Source organism: Algoriphagus aquimarinus (genome assembly GCF_900112005.1).
Lineage (GTDB): Bacteria > Bacteroidota > Bacteroidia > Cytophagales > Cyclobacteriaceae > Algoriphagus > Algoriphagus aquimarinus.
In genome coordinates this window covers 83,146-100,605 of the sequence record NZ_FOKK01000015.1, presented here as the reverse complement: position 1 = coordinate 100,605, position 17,460 = coordinate 83,146, and the positions used below count along the sequence as shown (strand labels likewise).

14 protein-coding genes are annotated in these 17,460 nt (G+C 41.4%); 5 read left to right on the top strand and 9 right to left on the bottom strand.

Features of this window, described 5'->3' with window-relative positions; genetic code table 11:
• Positions 1-78: 78 nt before the first annotated feature.
• Both BM291_RS17165 and BM291_RS17160 read right to left on the bottom strand, forming a co-directional pair.
• On the bottom strand, positions 79-2,070 hold the full coding sequence (locus BM291_RS17165) for a heavy metal translocating P-type ATPase (RefSeq protein ID WP_092899693.1): 1,992 nt from the start codon (positions 2,068-2,070) through the stop codon (positions 79-81).
• A 10-nt stretch (positions 2,071-2,080) separates the two neighbouring features.
• A complete protein-coding gene (locus BM291_RS17160; RefSeq protein ID WP_092899691.1) occupies positions 2,081-3,193 on the bottom strand; it encodes a P1 family peptidase in 1,113 nt (370 codons plus the stop codon).
• Positions 3,194-3,380: 187 nt separating this feature from the next.
• Here BM291_RS17160 and nth point away from each other — a divergent pair, with 187 nt between their 5' ends.
• From nth to BM291_RS17140, 4 genes are all read left to right on the top strand, one after another.
• Complete coding sequence (gene nth / locus BM291_RS17155) at positions 3,381-4,052, top strand: endonuclease III (RefSeq protein WP_092899689.1); 672 nt, start codon at positions 3,381-3,383, stop codon at positions 4,050-4,052.
• Complete coding sequence (asnB, locus tag BM291_RS17150; protein ID WP_092899687.1) at positions 4,052-5,827, top strand: asparagine synthase (glutamine-hydrolyzing); 1,776 nt, start codon at positions 4,052-4,054, stop codon at positions 5,825-5,827. Before nth ends, asnB begins: the two co-directional genes overlap by 1 nt.
• Positions 5,824-7,047, top strand: a complete 1,224-nt coding sequence (locus BM291_RS17145) for a glycosyltransferase family 4 protein (protein WP_092899685.1) — start codon at positions 5,824-5,826, stop codon at positions 7,045-7,047. Before asnB ends, BM291_RS17145 begins: the two co-directional genes overlap by 4 nt.
• A gap of 340 nt (positions 7,048-7,387) precedes the next feature.
• Entirely contained in the window at positions 7,388-8,344 is a 957-nt protein-coding gene (locus BM291_RS17140; RefSeq protein ID WP_092899683.1) for a fasciclin domain-containing protein, read from the top strand.
• 94 nt (positions 8,345-8,438) lie between these two features.
• On the opposite strand, the gene gldB is transcribed toward BM291_RS17140, so the two are convergent.
• A complete protein-coding gene (gldB, locus tag BM291_RS17135; RefSeq protein ID WP_092899681.1) occupies positions 8,439-9,452 on the bottom strand; it encodes a gliding motility lipoprotein GldB in 1,014 nt (337 codons plus the stop codon).
• Between the two features lie 216 nt (positions 9,453-9,668).
• Here gldB and dinD point away from each other — a divergent pair, with 216 nt between their 5' ends.
• Positions 9,669-10,505 carry a DNA damage-inducible protein D gene (gene dinD / locus BM291_RS17130; RefSeq protein WP_092899679.1) on the top strand — a complete coding sequence of 279 codons (837 nt, stop codon included), beginning with the start codon at positions 9,669-9,671 and terminating at the stop codon, positions 10,503-10,505.
• 170 nt (positions 10,506-10,675) lie between these two features.
• Here dinD and BM291_RS17125 read toward each other — a convergent pair whose 3' ends face one another.
• The 6 genes from BM291_RS17125 to BM291_RS17100 all read right to left on the bottom strand — a co-directional run bounded on the left by BM291_RS17125 (position 10,676) and on the right by BM291_RS17100 (position 17,254).
• Positions 10,676-12,049: an alkaline phosphatase family protein gene (locus BM291_RS17125; protein WP_092899677.1), complete on the bottom strand. Its 1,374-nt coding sequence runs from the start codon at positions 12,047-12,049 to the stop codon at positions 10,676-10,678.
• 1 nt (position 12,050) lies between these two features.
• Complete coding sequence (eboE, locus tag BM291_RS17120) at positions 12,051-13,262, bottom strand: metabolite traffic protein EboE (protein ID WP_092899675.1); 1,212 nt, start codon at positions 13,260-13,262, stop codon at positions 12,051-12,053.
• A 24-nt stretch (positions 13,263-13,286) separates the two neighbouring features.
• On the bottom strand, positions 13,287-14,441 hold the full coding sequence (locus BM291_RS17115) for a 3-dehydroquinate synthase (RefSeq protein WP_175499735.1): 1,155 nt from the start codon (positions 14,439-14,441) through the stop codon (positions 13,287-13,289).
• A gap of 70 nt (positions 14,442-14,511) precedes the next feature.
• On the bottom strand, positions 14,512-15,426 hold the full coding sequence (gene eboC / locus BM291_RS17110) for a UbiA-like protein EboC (protein WP_092899673.1): 915 nt from the start codon (positions 15,424-15,426) through the stop codon (positions 14,512-14,514).
• A 2-nt stretch (positions 15,427-15,428) separates the two neighbouring features.
• A complete protein-coding gene (locus BM291_RS17105) occupies positions 15,429-16,334 on the bottom strand; it encodes a TatD family hydrolase (RefSeq protein ID WP_217647338.1) in 906 nt (301 codons plus the stop codon).
• A gap of 38 nt (positions 16,335-16,372) precedes the next feature.
• Positions 16,373-17,254 (bottom strand): EboA domain-containing protein, encoded by an 882-nt coding sequence (locus BM291_RS17100; RefSeq protein ID WP_092899671.1) that lies wholly within the window; start codon positions 17,252-17,254, stop codon positions 16,373-16,375.
• Positions 17,255-17,460: the final 206 nt, after the last annotated feature.

The window sequence follows — 17,460 nt, the reverse complement described above, 5'->3', positions numbered from 1 at the left end:
CCTACAAACCTTACTAGTTAAAAGATTTTTACTTTCAGCCGCATCGGTCACCCGACATCTCACACCTAGCATATATTTTCAAAACTTCATCCTCTGAATTCGTATGGCATTTAGGATAGCCAATAAAGCCACTCCTACATCTGCGAAAACCGCCGCCCACATGGTCGCCATTCCTATCGCTCCCAGCACAAGCACAATGACTTTTATCCCAAAAGCAAAACCAATATTCTGCCATACAATTTGCTTGGTCTTTTTCCCAATAGAAATCGCCATCGGGATTTTGCTCGGTCTATCATCCTGAATTACTACATCCGCAGTCTCAATAGTAGCATCAGATCCCAAACCTCCCATTGCTATCCCCACATCCGAAATAGCTACCACAGGCGCATCATTTACCCCATCACCTAGAAAGGCAACTGTTCCTTTTTGAGCTTTAATCTCCTTGACTTTTTCTACTTTATCTTCTGGGAGCAAGTCGCCAAAGGAATTGGGGATACCTAGCTTTTCAGCGACAAACTTGACCACATTGTTTTTGTCGCCACTCAGCATCGTGATGCCTATACCCATAGATTTTAGGCGATCAATGGTCGTCTGTGCATCCGCTTTTATTTTATCCGAAATAGTTAAATAACCTGCGAATTTTCCTCCGTAGGCAATCGCCACTAAAGTGTGAACTATGCTGCTTGGATCGATAGAATAGGGGATGTCAAACTTGTCCATCAGCTTGAAATTCCCGACAAGTAATTCCTTGCCGTCAACATAAGCTTTCAAGCCATGTCCAGCAATTTCTTCTACGTTTTCTAGAATTATCTCGGAATCAATCTCTCCCACATGATTCTTTATCGCTGTGGCAATTGGGTGCGTGCTTTTGCTTTCAAGCGAATTGACAAATTCAAGAATTTTGCTGCCTTCAAATTCAGGCTGAAGATGAACTTCCTGAACATCGAAAACCCCTTCGGTCATCGTACCTGTCTTGTCCATCACTACCTCTTTGATCTCGGCGAGACTGTCTAGGAAATTACTTCCTTTGAACAGAATTCCATTTTTACTGGCAGCTCCAATTCCCCCAAAATATCCTAAAGGAATACTGATCACCAACCCACAAGGACAGGAAATCACCAAAAAAATCAATGCACGATATAACCAATCACTGAAGACATAATCGTCCACAAATAGAAAGGGAAGGAAACAGATGGCTATCGCCAAATAGACTACAATAGGCGTGTAGATTTTGGCGAATTTCCGGATGAATAATTCAGTTGGTGCTTTCTGCGCAGTGGCATTTTGTACCAATTCCAGAATTCTGGAGAGCTTACTGTCCGTATAAGCCGTTGTTACTTTGACTTGGGAGACGGTATTCAGATTCACCATCCCTGCCAAAACCACAGCGCCTTTTTCTTTGGAATCCGGCTTGCTTTCTCCTGTCAAAGCAGAGGTGTTAAAGGAAGCTTTTTCTGAAAGGAGCTCACCATCCAAACCAAGTTTTTCACCTGGCTTCAGTTGAATGATATCTCCGATGTTAGCGGTCGAAGCCTTGATGGTTTTGGTCCTATTTCCTTCCAAAATCGTCACCTCGTCAGGTCGCTGATCTAGTAAAGTTTTGATGTTTGTTTTGGCTCGGCTGACTGCCATGCCCTGGAAAACTTCTCCTACGGAATAAAACAGCATCACCGCCACTCCTTCAGGATATTCGCCAATGGCAAAAGCTCCTAAAGTCGCAATTCCCATCAGGAAAAACTCTGAAAACACATCTCCCTTGATAATGCTCTTGAAAGCTTCTTTCAATACAGGAAGACCAACAGGAAGGTAGGCTACCAGATACCAGCCTAGTCTTATATAGCCTGTGAACCAATTTTGAGGAAAAACATTGTCCATCAAAATGCCCGCGAGCATCAATACAAAAGAAAAAATCGCAGGAAGAAAAAACTGGAAAGAACTTGGGTCTCCATGTGAATGATCATGCCCATCGTCTTCGGAATGGCCTTCCCCGGAAGGATGTCGATTTACCTTTGCATCCAGAGAGCAGCAATCTTCGTCTACCAAATTTTCACTAGTATTTTTTGTCGTCATAGTATGATTTCTATTTCATCCAGTTCATTACCTGTTCCACTGGAAGTTTTGCTACGGTATGGCCATCCTTACCCGTCATTGTTTCAGCTGCGAAAAGCGAATTGATAATCGCCTCTTCTGTCGCTTCAATCACAGCCATGAAAAGCGAAGACATATCGTCATTCTGTATGAATTCGGCTTTTTCCAACGTCTGGGCTTCCAACTCATACGGAATTCGAAGCCCCTCAGCCGTACTGAATGCAATCACATAATCGCCAGAGCCATTGGAAGCGATTCCGCCAGTTTTGGCCAATCCCATCATGGCACGCATTGCCATTCGCTCTAGGTTTCTGTCCAGCACAGGAGCATCAGTAGCCACAACTATCATGCAGCTACCATCAGATTTCTCCAATGCATCACGAAAAGGATATTTCCCTAATTTTTCTCCTACAGCGACTCCATCAATCTGAAGGTTGCCACCAAAATTTGTCTGGACAAGCACCCCGACCGTGTATCCTCCCAAACTCTCAGGGAGTTTACGGGAAGCAGTTCCTATGCCCCCTTTCCAGCCAAAGCAAACCGTGCCTGTCCCTGCTCCTACATTTCCTTCACTTACTATTCCAGATTCGGCAGACATTATTGCCTGTATTACTTCTTCGGAGGAAATATGCATTCCGCGGATATCATTCAGGTAGCCATCATTCGTCTCTCCGACGATAGCATTCACAGATTGGGCATTTTCATTTCCTTTTTGTTCCAAAGAATACCTTACCGCGCCCTCGATCCCTGCAGCCACACTTAGCGTGTTAGTAAGAATAATGGGAGATTCTATGTTGCCGAGTTCCTGCACTTGTGTGGATCCAGCAAGTTTCCCGAAACCATTTCCCACGTATATCGCCGCAGGTACTTTTTGCTGAAAGATATTTCCACCATGTGGTAAAATAGCTGTCACGCCTGTCCGGATGTTATTCCCATCTATTTTAGTGAGGTGTCCCACTTTCACGCCAGGTACATCGGTGATTGCATTATATTCCCCGACCGGCAAGATTCCGATTGTTATCCCAAGGTCTCTGGGACGGGATTGGGAGTATGCGGAAATAGTGAGTGTAAAGCAAAAGAGTAAGGTTAATACGGCAAATCTCATAGGTAGGTGAGGGATGAGATTCCAATTTATAAAATGTTTGCTAACATGTTTACCAAGTTTAACTCTCTGTGGAATTATAGCTTTTTTCCTTTTTTTATTGCTATTATCTAACCTATTTCTATTCAAAAATGGGATTGCGCACCACATCTTTTAAATTCGCAGGAAGCCATTAGTAGATAAAATTAAAATGCTGAAAAAAGAGAGGTACGAAGCCATCATCAATCACTTCCGTGAAAATATGCCCATAGCCGAGACGGAACTTCAATATGAAAATCCCTTTCAGTTATTGATGGCGGTTGTACTTTCTGCACAGTGCACAGATAAGCGGATCAACATAATCACACCGGCATTATTCGAGAAGTTTCCAGAGCCTGAGTTTTTGGCGGCTTCAAATTTTGACGAGTTATTTCCTTACATCAAAACCGTTTCTTACCCGAACAATAAGACCAAGCACCTGTTAGGTTTGGGTAAAATGTTGGTGGAGGACTTTGGGAGTGAAGTTCCTTCCACGGTTCCAGAATTAATCAAGCTCCCCGGGGTGGGCAGGAAAACCGCAAATGTGATCACTTCGGTTGTTTGGAATCAGCCAAATATGGCAGTGGATACGCATGTTTTTCGCGTTTCGAAAAGACTTGGGCTTGTTTCACAAACCGCCAAAACTCCTTTGGAAGTAGAAAAGCAACTCATCCGTCACATCCCCAAAGAGTATGTACATATTGCACATCACTGGCTGATTTTGCATGGAAGATATGTTTGTCTGGCGCGAAGACCCAAGTGTGAAGAATGCACCTTGACGCATTTGTGCAAGTATTTTGAGAAAAATCAAGGGAAAATCACCAAAGTTGAAACAATAGAATAATGTGCGGAATTCATCTGATTTGGGGCAAAGGAGCGAATGAGGAAGCGATTACTACTATGCTTCAGCAAAGTCGGCATCGGGGCCCAGATCAGCATGCGAGTTTCAGTCCATGGCCTGGACTATGGATAGGAGTGAATCGTCTGAAAATCTTACACACAGGTTCTGAAGCAGATCAACCATTTTGGTCTTCCGATGAAAGATCGTTGTTGATCTGGAATGGAGAACTCTATAACTATCAGGAAATCCGCAATCTCCTTATTCAAATAGGGATTACTTTTATCACCCAGTCTGATACTGAGGTAGTGCTTCATTTGCTTCGGGTTTTTGGCACAGAGGGACTAGAGAAAATGAATGGCATGTTTGCCTTGATGTTTGTGGATTTGGCTGAAAAATCTGTGCTGGTAGCACGTGATAAAAATGGAGAAAAACCCCTTTATTATGCTCAAAATCCTGATGTGCTCACTATTTCTTCAGAATGTAGAAGTATTCAAACACTAAAAAATTCAGCCTTTGATACCAGGCAAATAGAACCTTATTTCTATCTCAGAGCGCCGATTTTGGGGAATACTTTTTTTAAGGGAATTCACGAATGGAAGCCTGAGCGATACAGCAAAATCTCTAGTCATTCAGCATTTCATTGGAATAATATCCGCAGTCAATCTAAACTTTCCACCGAACCGACCTTTGAAAACTTCAAAGAGACACTGACCGATGCTGTTTTGAACCAATTCCATGCAGATGTACCTGTAGGAATTCAGCTCAGCGGAGGCGCAGATAGTTCCTTACTTTACGCGCTATGGTACAAAGAAACTGGAACGCCACTATCCTCTTATACCATTCAAGTTGAGCATAACTATCGAAAGAAATATTCCGACGGAAACTCCGCAAGTCGCTTCGCAAAGCAATTTCTATCTCAACATCATCTCATAGAAATAACGCAAAAAACCTTTTGGGAGAACTGGGATGACTATTTGCTTAGTGTGGATCAACCGGTCGGAGATTCTGCTGGATTTCTAAATTGGATGATAGGAAAAGAAGCAAAAAAGTCTGTAAAAGTTTTAATTTCTGGAGCTGGAGCAGATGAGCTTTGGGGAGGATATCAGCGTCACAAAGCATTTGATGTTTACCAAAAGCGAAAAGATTTCCTGTTAAAGTTTCAAGGAATTCTGGGAAAGTTTCCTCTTGGAAGAGGTTATCAGAAATTCATTTCAGCTGTAGAGTCAAGCCCTCGTAAGACCTTTCTTAATTTTTCAGCATTAGATACTATTCCAGACGATTTGAGTGAAGACTACGATAGAGTTTTTGACAAAAACCTTCCTGAATATACACAGATGCTGAATTTTGACCGGCAGATTTACTTGGTTCAAGATGTGCTGAAAATTCAGGACAACGCCTTGATGGCGCATAGCATAGAAGGAAGGGCGCCTTATTTGGATGCATCCATGTTGGATTTATGGAGAAATATAAAAGACGAGGAATTGCTGAAAGGGAAGCCTTGGATTAAGAAATACTTAAATGAACTCGATCTTACCTGGATTTCCACGCGCAAGAAAATGGGATTTGGATTGCCTTTACTGGAATGGTTTGCTGAAAATGGTGAATTCGCCAACCGTGTTTTCGCTAGTATAAAAGCTTTCGAACTAACTCATGGGACCCATTTCTCTCCGAAGATGAGATCCCTGGCGACACAACCTGAACTGGGAGTAAAACATCATTTTTTAACACTCTACAACCTGTTTCTTCTGGGAGAATGGGTGAAATTGCATAGACTATGAGGATTCTATACATCCATCAGTATTTCAGGACTCCTGATGAAGGAGGTGCGGTGCGATCCTATCACTTGGCAAAGGGATTGGTGGAGGCAGGACATGATGTAGAGATGATCACAGGAGGAACACAAACTGACTATGATCAGCGATGGATAGTTGGAATTAAAGTTCATTACCTTCCAGTGAGCTATGATCAGAAATTTGGATTTTTCAAGCGTGTTTTATCCTTTTTGAGTTACATAAGCCAAGCAAAAAAGCTGATTGTAAAACTGCCAAGGCACGATTTATTATACATTACTTCCACTCCGCTCACCACAGGATTATTGGGGCTATGGGCGAAGAAGAGGTTGGCTATTCCTTACATTTTTGAGGTACGTGATCTTTGGCCTCAAGCACCTATAGAAGTGGGTGCTATTCAGAATCCGCTTTTGAAGCGAATGTTGATTTCTATGGAGAAAAAGATCTATCAGGGCGCCATGAGTCTTGTCGCACTTTCTCCAGGAATAGCAGATCACTTGCGTAAAGTTAGTTCTATGCAGCAAGTTCATTTGATCCCAAATTTTTCAGATTTGGATAGATTTTATCCTATGGAGAAGAATGAGATTCTGCTGAGGGAATATGGTCTTTCTAAGGCTTTGACGATTGCTTACACAGGAGCATTGGGGCGGGTAAATGCTGTCGATGAACTTTTGAATCTAGCTGAAATGGCTAAGAAGCGAGGTAAAAGCTGGCAGTTTCTGATCATGGGAGAAGGAAGTCATGCTGATCAATTATGGGAAATTGCTTCTGATAAATTGCTTTCTAATGTACATTTTATCCCCTTTGGCTCTAAAGAAAAAGTCAATGAGGTACTCAGTTTGTCTGACTTTGCCTGGATATCTTTTGCACACCTACCGGTATTAAAGACAAACAGTCCTAATAAGTTTTTTGATGCTTTGGCTGCGGGAAAAGCCATTTTGGTCAATCACAAAGGATGGGTTTTTGATTTGGTCAAAACCCATCAGCTTGGGGTTTCTTGCTTACCTACGAAAATAGAATCAGCATTTAAAAAGCTTGAAGAATTAGAGCAAAACCCACAGGAGCTTTTGAAAATGGGTGAAAATTCAAGGAGTTTGGCTGAGCAATATTTCAGTAAAGAGCATGCAGTTTCTCATCTCAAACAGGTAGTAGAACCAGGTAAAAATCCTCCTAATTCGCAGGATGAACTTTTTATTCTTAGCGCTTAATTCAATTTTTCACCTATCGAGTGTGACGTCTCGTTATTCAAATCTCTGCAGATTTTCCTAAAATTGGATGTAAACTGACTGTAGCTCTTAGACAGAAAAACAAGCTTTTTTATCCTATAGAAATACAATTCTTACAGAATTTCAAAATGTAATTACCTAGCAGTTTTTTAACCTCTATAAACGAATAAAGCCTTTTATATAAATTTTTATACTGTTGAACAGGCTGTCTATTAGCTATATGTGAATTATTTTTTTCTAAAAAATTGACATTTCTTAAAACCAAATTGGTGTTGGTGAGTTTCAATGTTCCAACTTATTTAATAACCAATAACCAACTAAGATGAAAAATTTAAAGATGAATGTCTGGAGATTACTATCCCTTTCTCTGGCAATGATGGTCACAATCAGTTTCTCTTCATGTGACGATGACGATGATGACATAATGCCTACATCAGATGATGTGGTAGATGTATTAGTAGATGATTCAAACTTTACAGTTTTAGTTTCTGCTGTTGTTGCTGCACAATTAGGCGATGATCTTAGTGGAACAGGTCCATTTACAGTTTTAGCACCTACGGATGCTGCATTTGGAGATTTTATTACAGACAATAATTTGACCGCAGAGGCATTAATTGGCAACACAGATTTAGCTAATATCTTAAGCTACCATGTAGTTTCTGGAAATGTTACTTCAGGAGACGTAGCAGTAGGTCCAGTTTCTACGCTGACTGGAGAGAAGTTCTACGTAAGTGCAGATCCGAACGGCGGTCTATGGATCAACGGTAATACGATGATTACTGCAGTGGATAAAATGGCAAGTAATGGAGTGATCCACACCTTGGATTATGTGATTACAGCTCCGACAATGAGTATTGCAGAGATCGCTGTGGGTAGTACAACCGCTTCCACTCCTGAGTTCACACAATTGGTAGCAGCATTATCTAGAGCAGGTTTGGTAGATGCAGTCAGTGGTGATTCCTCAGATGATTTGACTGTTTTTGCACCTACGGATGCTGCGTTTGAAGATTTGTATGCAGCACTTGGTGTAAGCGGAGTAGATGATATTGATGTTGATTTATTGACAAGTGTGCTTCTGTACCACGTAGTGCCAGCAAGAGCATTTTCCCAAGATTTACGTGATGGGGCAAGCCTTCCTACACTGTTAGAAGGTAAAAGCCTTTCGGTTGACCTTCCTAATTTGATGATAAATGATAGCGACTTGGTTTCATCTATGTTGAATATTCATGCAACCAATGGAGTTATCCATGTAATTGATAAAGTAATGTTACCTGAATAAGAATTGGTGGGTTTAGTGTAAAGGCGGGCTTCTTTTGAAGTCCGCTTTTTTTATTTACATATACACATAGGTTCATATATGAGAAATTTCTACTTCACTCATTCACCTTCCTAGGTCTATACCCCGATTTTCTAAAAATCTTCTCCGCATCAGGTTCTGCCATTAGCACATCCAGCGCGACATCTTGATTGAACTGATAGTCATCCACAATATTCCAGCCCAACCAACGCCCTAATCTCCCTGGAGCTTTGGTGCTGATAGCATCTGTAAATGGCGCTTCGCCTATGTATTTTCTGATTTCGAAGGGATTGGTTTCGTAGAGTAATTCATTTTCCACAAAGTGTGACCATATCAATTCCTCATTGTCAAAGCTCTCTGAAATTGCTTCTGGCGTGTATCCGATAATGTATTGGTCAGAGGTACAAGGCAAAATAGCTTTAGTGAAATGATATGTCTTACCATAATATATCATCTCTGCCAGCAACCTATTGTCCTGCGGGTTGGTCTCATTGAATCTCGCCGAAATAGCCATCACAATCATAGGCACTATGAATGGACGATCGTAGCGCTCTGCCATGTAGCGCGGAAGTTCTGGCTGAAAAGTATGAGTAGGAGCTAAGAAATAATCCAGTCCAATCACGATCAGATCATCTGTCACGATTAAGTCCGAATTAAATCCAGAAGTAAACGTGTAAACCTTAGGCACCTGAAACTGTGGGAAGTAATATTTGATGGCTTTGAAAGCATTTTCAAGATCTTTTTCTACATCTGAAAAATCTCTAAAAGCTACTTCCACAGAATCATATAGCACCTTCATGGATGAATCTTGATGAATAGCTAGCAACTCGGCGGCTAAACTATCAGGACTTGGATAAAGATCCATTTGCAAATATTCCTTCGTGAACTCTGGATGAGCCTCAAAGAGGTACTTAAATTCTGTGACTGTCTTGGCAGTGAAAAAATCCTGTTCCAATCTGGTGATTTTGACAGTCAGATCCTGATTTATGATTTCCGAAGAAAGCTCGCAGCCTTCTTCCTTTTTGCCGCAGGCGAATGCTAAAATCAATAAAAGGGGAAAGTATATAGTTCGAGTGCTGGTAAGACGCATGAATAAGTTTTTTTCAAAAATAGGGAATTGGAGCTTAATGAAGTGAGAACGTATGAAAGAATGAATTATGATAGACTGATTTGTAAAATGATTGTGATGGATTAGATTTAGTTTCTTAACCCATCTCGAATTTGACCTTCTTGATATGCAGAAAATCACTTGATATTCTCCTGCAAAGAATTAGCTATTGAAACTCATTTTTAACCTAGAAAGAACATGAAATCAGAAGAAATTAAAGCCCTTTTTTTTCAATTTGAAGCAGCTGCGGCGGAAATTGAAGGGGTAGAATGTTGGAGCGCAAGAGAATTGCAATACCTCTTGGGTTACAGCAAGTGGGAAAACTTTGAAAAAGTAATCCAAAAAGCCAAAGATGCGTGCAAAAATGCCGGTGAAGAGGTGATATATCATTTTCCTGACGTCAGGAAAACGATCCGTATGCCCAAGGGTGCAGAAAAAGAGATAGAGGACATCCTACTTACTCGTTATGCTTGCTATCTAGTCGCACAAAATGGTGATAGTCGTAAAGAGGAGATTTCATTTGCTCAAAATTACTTTGCCGTACAGACCCGTAGAGCTGAGCTGGTTGAGCAGCGTCTTTTGGAATACGAACGTGTGAAAGCTAGAGAAAAGCTCAGCCAAACAGAAAAGCAGCTGTCAGGCATCTTGTATGAAAGAGGTGTGGATAGTAAGGGATTCGCTATTATCAGAAGCAAAGGCGATCAGGCATTATTTCGATTAAATACCCAGACGCTCAAACGAAAAATGGGTGTGCCCGAAAGTCGACCTGTTGCAGATTTTTTACCAACCATCAGTATCAAAGCCAAGGATCTGGCGGCAGAGATGACTGGTTTGAATGTGCAAAACAAAGACCTGAAAGGCCAATCAAAAATTGAAAAGGAACACATTGATAATAATACTGCAGTTAGAGATATGCTTACCAAAAGAGGAATTGTGCCTGAAAATCTACTTCCTGCTGAGGATGTAAAAAAGCTTCAGCGAAAACTCGATGGTGATGAAAAGAAAGTCCTAAAGGCAACTAAAAAGAAAAAGTAGTCTGGGGCAGTTCGTCTTTCTGATGTCAGGAAGATGATCCAAATAGAGCAGATATTAAGATAAAGCAAAGAATACGTATGTTTTCTAACAATTAGAGCATGAAAAAGAAAACGCTTCTGGGCCAAAGTCTCCTAGTTATAAAATACTTCAAATCCTCAATCTCAAAACCCTCATCCCCTCACAGCCTGCAATATCAAATCATATACCTCCGTAGGTTGAATCGTGTCCGAATTGAGTAAGCTAGCATTTTGAGACACCAAGAGGGGTTTATCCAGATCATCCTCACTCAATCTGCCGTGGGCTCCTTTTACCAAAGTTGCATCCAAAGGAATTACATCCATCAAGTATCGGAAACCCAGTTTTTTCTTCAGGACTTTTGAGCCGACAGTAAGCATTGGGATCTTAATATCAGGATTCAAAACCAACTCTACAGGATCGTAACCTGGCTTTTTGTGGATATCCACACAGCGGGCATAATCTGGTGCTTTAGCATCATCCAGCCAGAAATAGTAAGTGAACCAAGAGTCTTTGTCCGCCATCACAACCAAATCACCTGAGCGCTCATGGTCTAAGTGATGCTTCTTTTTACCTTCTTCATCCAGTACCAATTCCACACCGGGAGTATTTTCCAGTATCTTCTTCACCTGTGGTAAAATAGCTGGATCATTCACATGCACATGGGCAACCTGATGATCAGCCACAGCAAAAGCTTTGGAAGTTCCTGGGTCTAGAGTTTCTAATCCCTGCTCATCTTTTACCTGAATCCAGCCTTGATTTCTAAAAATTCTATTCAAATGAACAGGTTTGCTCACTGTCGTAATCGCATATTCGGACAGTAAAATCACCTGAGTTCCTTGCTTTTCGAAGTATGTGATCAAGTCCTCACAGAGCTCATCTACTTCTTTCAGGTACTTACCAATTTTGCCAAAATCAATCCCATACTTCTGAAGTGAATAATCCAAATGAGGAATGTAGATAAGATTCAATGTTGGATTGTGCCACTCGTCCACTTTTTTGGAAGCTTCAGCTATCCATTTGCTGGATGCAATATTAGCATTTGGTCCCCAGAAGGAGAAAAGCGGGAATTGACCCAATTCTTGCTGAAGTCTATCGCGTAACTCCATTGGCTGACTATGGCAATCGGGTTCCTTCCGGCCGTCGGCCAGATAAAGTGGTCTTGGAGTCACTGCATAATCTGCACTGGAGTACATATTGTACCACCAGAACATATTGGCAACTGTGAAGTCAGGGTTTTCTTTCTTTAGGATTTCCCACACCTTAGGAGATTGCACCAACTTGTTGGATTGCCTCCAAAACTTGATTTCACATTCATCCTGAAAGTACCAACCGTTGCCTACAATACCGTTTTCACTTGGCCACTTTCCTGTTAAATAAACGGATTGGGCAGAACAGGTCACTGCTGGTAAAACCGGCTCTACAACAGCTCGTTTTCCTTTTTCAATCCACTTTTTTAAGAAGGGCGTATGCTCGCCGATTACTCTCGGAGAAAGTGCAACTATATCTAAGACAACAGTCTTCTTCATTTTACTTCATTTTGTTAATTACCCATTCCAGCTCTCTGGAGATGGATTCTCCCAAACTTAAACGTGTGTCTTCAGGTAATACTTCCCATGTATAGGTTTCTACCTCAAGATGATTCGTTAAAGTTGGGTTTTTTAAAATTTCATTTAGCACAATTGAAATTTGATCTTGAGTGGATGCTAATGCCCCATAATTATCCAAGAATACCGGGACGTGAAAATGGATTCTCCACTCTTCTTCATCCGTTGTGTTCAAGATTTTGAGTGCTTCTGGTAAGTCTGAATAGGATACCAAGCTACCATCCTTCTTTCTCGCTACTACTTGGTGCAGGTAAGTAGATTCCTCAAAAGGCAATAATTTCAACTTGACCAAATCTCTTGCTTCCGGTTCTGCAGGGATCATCACTTTCAGAGCTGCCGAAATTTGAATCTTGCCGATCTTGATTCCAGCTTTCTCAAATTTGGCAAAAGTATCTGCAGGTTTTTCATAGACTATCGCAAAGTGGCAAACATCATAACAAACTTGGATATGCTCCTTCAAAATCTCTTCTGCTTTATCCTCAGAAATGTCAAGTTTCTTAGCAAGCCAAGGTTTCCCGATCGGTAGCAGCCAATCTGAAAATAGCCAGATCATTTCATCGGAATTTTCGAGAATTCCATCTGGTTCTGGCTCTATGTCCAAATGAAGCGACTTGCCAGTTTGTTTTTTGAGTTCCACCAATTCTGCAACAACCTCTAGCAAATGCTGCGTGGCAGTTTCCATTCCTACGTTTAATGCAGTTTCAGATTTGAACCAATGTCTGTAGGAAATGGGTGAGGTGGAGATCCCACCGTCTTGCCCTTGAGGCAAGAGCTGTGCTAAGATTCTGAATGATCGAATGGTATAATCACGACGATCCGTAGTAGTCCAGTCTGGAAAATGTACCTGATCTTTTACGGTAGTTCGATGAAAGTCTCCATATGGAAAGCCATTTAAAGTGAATACGTAAGCGTTTTCAGATTTTAGCCAATCCTTGAATTTAGAGAGTTGGTCAGCTTTCTCAAGTACTAAACTTGCTTCATGAGAAAGACGCAAGCCAATCCCAAAGGACTTATCCACATCCAATCGTTCTTTTACTTCCGGAATGTATTTCTTAAGATTTTCGAAAGTTGCCTCCCAGCTTTCTCCTGGGTGAATATTGCTGCAGTAACTGAGGTGAAAATCGTTGATTTCCATGAATAAGGCTGATTTTGTATTGAATTAACTATTAACCAAATCTTCTTTTTGGTTGAAACTTTTGAGTAATTCTATGGATTGATGAATCAGATCGTGATCCATTTCGTGGACTTCTTCGCCATTGCCTAATGCTTTCAACAGCATTATTGTAAGTTGACCACCTAGGTGCTCTTGGAATTCCTGAAGTCCTTTGATAAGATTTTCACCTCCTAATTCCGGGGCAAAAAGCTCAAATCCAAGGGTCTTGAATACGGTGATAATTCTTAAAAGATCTGCTTCACTAATCCATCCTTTCAAATAGGAATAGGTGGAATCCAAAGCAATGCCTATCGCTACAGCCTCGCCATGACGAATTCTAAAATCGCTCAAATGCTCCAACTTATGTGCGGCCCAGTGACCAAAATCTAAAGGTCTGGAAGAGCCGAATTCAAATGGATCTTTGCCTGAGATATGATCCAAATGCATCTGTGCACACCGAATGATTAATTCTTGCATTGAAACCATATCACGGTTTGCAAGAGCAGCGGAATGGTCTTCAATCCAAGTAAAAAAGCTTAAATCCTTGATCAAAGCCACTTTGATAGCTTCAGAAATTCCAGATCTCCAGTCTCTATCGTCTAGGGTTTTAAGGAAATTGAAGTCGTTCAAAACTGCATAGGGAGGTGTAAAAGTCCCTAAGTAGTTTTTCTTGCCAAAAAGATTTGCAGAATTTTTCACACCTACAGCAGAATCATTTTGTGAAAGAACCGTAGTAGGGATTCGTATTAAACGTATTCCTCGATGGGAAATAGCAGCGGCAAAGCCAGCCATATCAATGACTGCACCACCGCCGATCACCGCGATGTAAGAATGCCTGTCAATTCCATATAAATGAGTTGCTTCGACAATCTTTTTATAGATCGCTTCATCGTTTTTGGATGCTTCTCCTCCTACTACGATAATAGGCTCACATGGAATAGAAAAGAATTCAGAATGGGCATTAGCATAGGCTTTCAGTTGTGCTACTAACTGCGGGTGAGCTTCTGCTACTCCATTATCCACAACGAACAGAACCTTGGCATGTCTGCCTTTGGCCAATAGGTCAACAAATATTTTATTTTCCACGGAGAAAATATCCTCTGAGAAGCAGACTTGATATTTGAAGGGTACAGAAAATGATTGTTCAATAATCGTATTCATAATCAACAGGGTATAGGCTTAGGCTGTTTCTAGGAATAAATACAATTCCGAGTGCCATTTAGTTCTTGTATTAGGTGACAGCAAATTTCTTGGCTAGCCATAGGGAAATTGGCAACAACAATAACACAATTATTCCAATCTGCCATCCTGCGAAAGCGGAGGCAATGGAAGCATTTACAATTATTAGGGAAATAACGGCAGCTTTGACGGATTTACCAATCAGTTTGGGGTCTTGACTACGAATCGCTTTGACCAAAGGCGGGAATATCATGTAACCGAGCAAAGCTAAGAAAGGAAGTACTTCCCATATCTCTGTGCCATGTACAATAGGCATTGCGCCAATTGTGAAGATGACAATCACATACATTGATAATCCACCATAGAGCGCAGTTCTGTTTTTTCCATGAACCTCTCCACGACTAATCATAGTAATGGCCGCAACAAAAACCAAAGGAATCAATCCTAATGGCCAAAATGTGGGTAACATTTCAGGAATGACTGATACACCTAATAGTAAATTACCAGTTCGGCATAGCCCCATGTTGATTGGGCCAATAAGGTTCTGATGCTTACCCCAGTAATCATAAAGTACGGCTAAGACTGCTACAGCTAGCGCAATTACTGCTGAGATTAAATTCACCTGTGCTGCTGCAATCACCCCCACGACTAAGAGTAAAAAAGACATCCAAGCGGCCTTAGCTTTAGAAACTCTTCCGCTAGGAATGGGCCTCTCTGGCCTTTCTACAGCATCCAGCTCTGCATCGAACACATCATTGAATGCTACTCCACCAGCATACAATCCAATTGTACTCAATGAAAGCCAGGCTAAATCAATCAGGAATTCATTAGCTCCAGCTCCGAAGTCAATAAAGATGTATGTCCAAGCACCTGCAATAGCACAGCCTGCCCAGATATCAGCTATTGCTGTGACTACATTCGCTGGGCGAGTGAGTTGGAAATAGGCGAAAAAGCGGGAAGAACCCATAATTAATTCTCTACAAAATCAGATGAACCTTCCACTCTAGGCGTTTGTCCACCGCGAAGTACTGAATTTCCGCTCATCTTTTTGGTTTGATCCAAAGGCGCCGCGTTCAACCAATCCTGCTCATCCATTTGTCCACTTTGGCCAAAGGCTGTCAATGCATTTTGGTAAGTCACTAGTTTGATATGCTCCTCAGGAATTCCTGATTTACGCATCAGATCGGCAGTTTTTGGTACTGCCAAAGGATCAGAAATCCCCCAATCCGCTGCGGAATTGACGATTATTCTTTCAGGGCCATATTGCCGTACGATTTCCACCATGCGCTCTGAGCCCATTTTGGTATGTGGATAAATAGTAAACCCTGCATAGTAACCACGATCCAATACTTCCTTCACTGTCTCCTCATTGTTATGATCAACGATCACCATTTTAGGATCTAAACCATGCTCCTCAGACACGTCCATGCTGCGAATAGTGCCTTTCCTTTTGTCTCTATGTGGAGTGTGGATAAGTACTGGAAGATCCACCTCTTTAGCTAACTCTAATTGAAGTCTATAAAACTTGTCTTCGGCTTCCGTTTGATCATCGTAACCAATTTCACCGATTGCTACTACACCTTCTTTGCCAACATAAAGAGGCAATAACTCCATCACCTGCTCAGCCAACGCTTCGTTATTCGCTTCCTTGGAATTCAAGCCCATCGTGCAGTAATGCACTATGCCGAATTGACTGGCACGAAAACGCTCCCAGCCCACAAGCGTGCTGAAGTAATCTTTAAAACTTCCAACTTCTGTCCTTGGTTGTCCTAGCCAAAATGCAGGTTCAATCACTGCTACTATACCAGCTTTTTGCATGGCTTCATAGTCATCAGTTGTGCGGGATACTACGTGGATATGTGGATCTATATACATGGTAATTGAATTTAAAGTAGGGGATGTGAAATTAGGGATTAAACGCGAGTTCGTTGGAATTCCGAACCAATGCTTTCCCAAGCAATAGCATCCATATCTAGTGTGGCAACTTGATCAGGATAGGACTGCAAGATTTCTTGTGCTGGCAAATAGGCAGATTCTCTCAAAGTCAGCAAGGCAGATTTGATTTGCAACTCGTCTTTGGTGGTTAGGGCTTTCTTCAGATCTTCCAAGTATTTGTCATTGACAAAAGGTGAAACCAGACGCCAAATCTCTGGCATGACGTCTCTTCCTGCTGCCCAACGCTCATGAGCAAAATCTCTCGCTATAGCTGCCAGGGCTGGATTTCTTCTTTCTTCCAAACCTTGAATCCTATACAATGGGCGTTGCATAAAGATGGCTTTAAGCACCATCTGGTTCCAATTGGCCTCAGGGAAATACTTGGCAGGGAAAGGGTTATTCAAAGCTATCGAATCGAAGACCAAGGAGATATTAGTCCTTAAACCATCTATTGCTCTCGGAATTAATTCTTCCTGAAAAGGCATAAGTGGTAAAGCCGCAAATAGTGCTTGATGTTCATTCATATCTGCAGTTTCAAAAAGCTGGTTCATCGCAGCAAACCAAGCCTCCTTTTTCTGTGGATAACTCAGCATCAAGACGGTGCGTGCAGTCTGTAACTGATCCCAGAATTCAGGTTGAAATCCAGTAAACAGCTCATTTGCCGTCTTTAAGTCATTATCGGAAAGTGAAAGTTTTTCCTTTTTGAAATATCTCGAAGCTTGGCTAAAAGCCAAGAAAAACTTCGAGGGAGTACCTTCGATGCTGACCTTTTCAAGTTGTATACTGAGCCAATCAAGTCCTTTCTGAGTAGCCGATCTTTCAAGCGTTTGGGTGAGAAAGCTTGTTAATTGATTTTCCATGATGTGAGTTGCCGTTTAGGGCTTAGCGTCAACTTTACTGTAATTTTATAAAATACGCTGAAATCTACCAGAATATCCACTTAGATAATGCTCAGCGGTAGGAAAAAGTGCCATACCTGATAAAAATCAGGATTTTCATCACGACTTTTTTTAATGATCTATGCTTCCATAATTCAGTATGATCAGCTAGTTTGATTTATCACCTA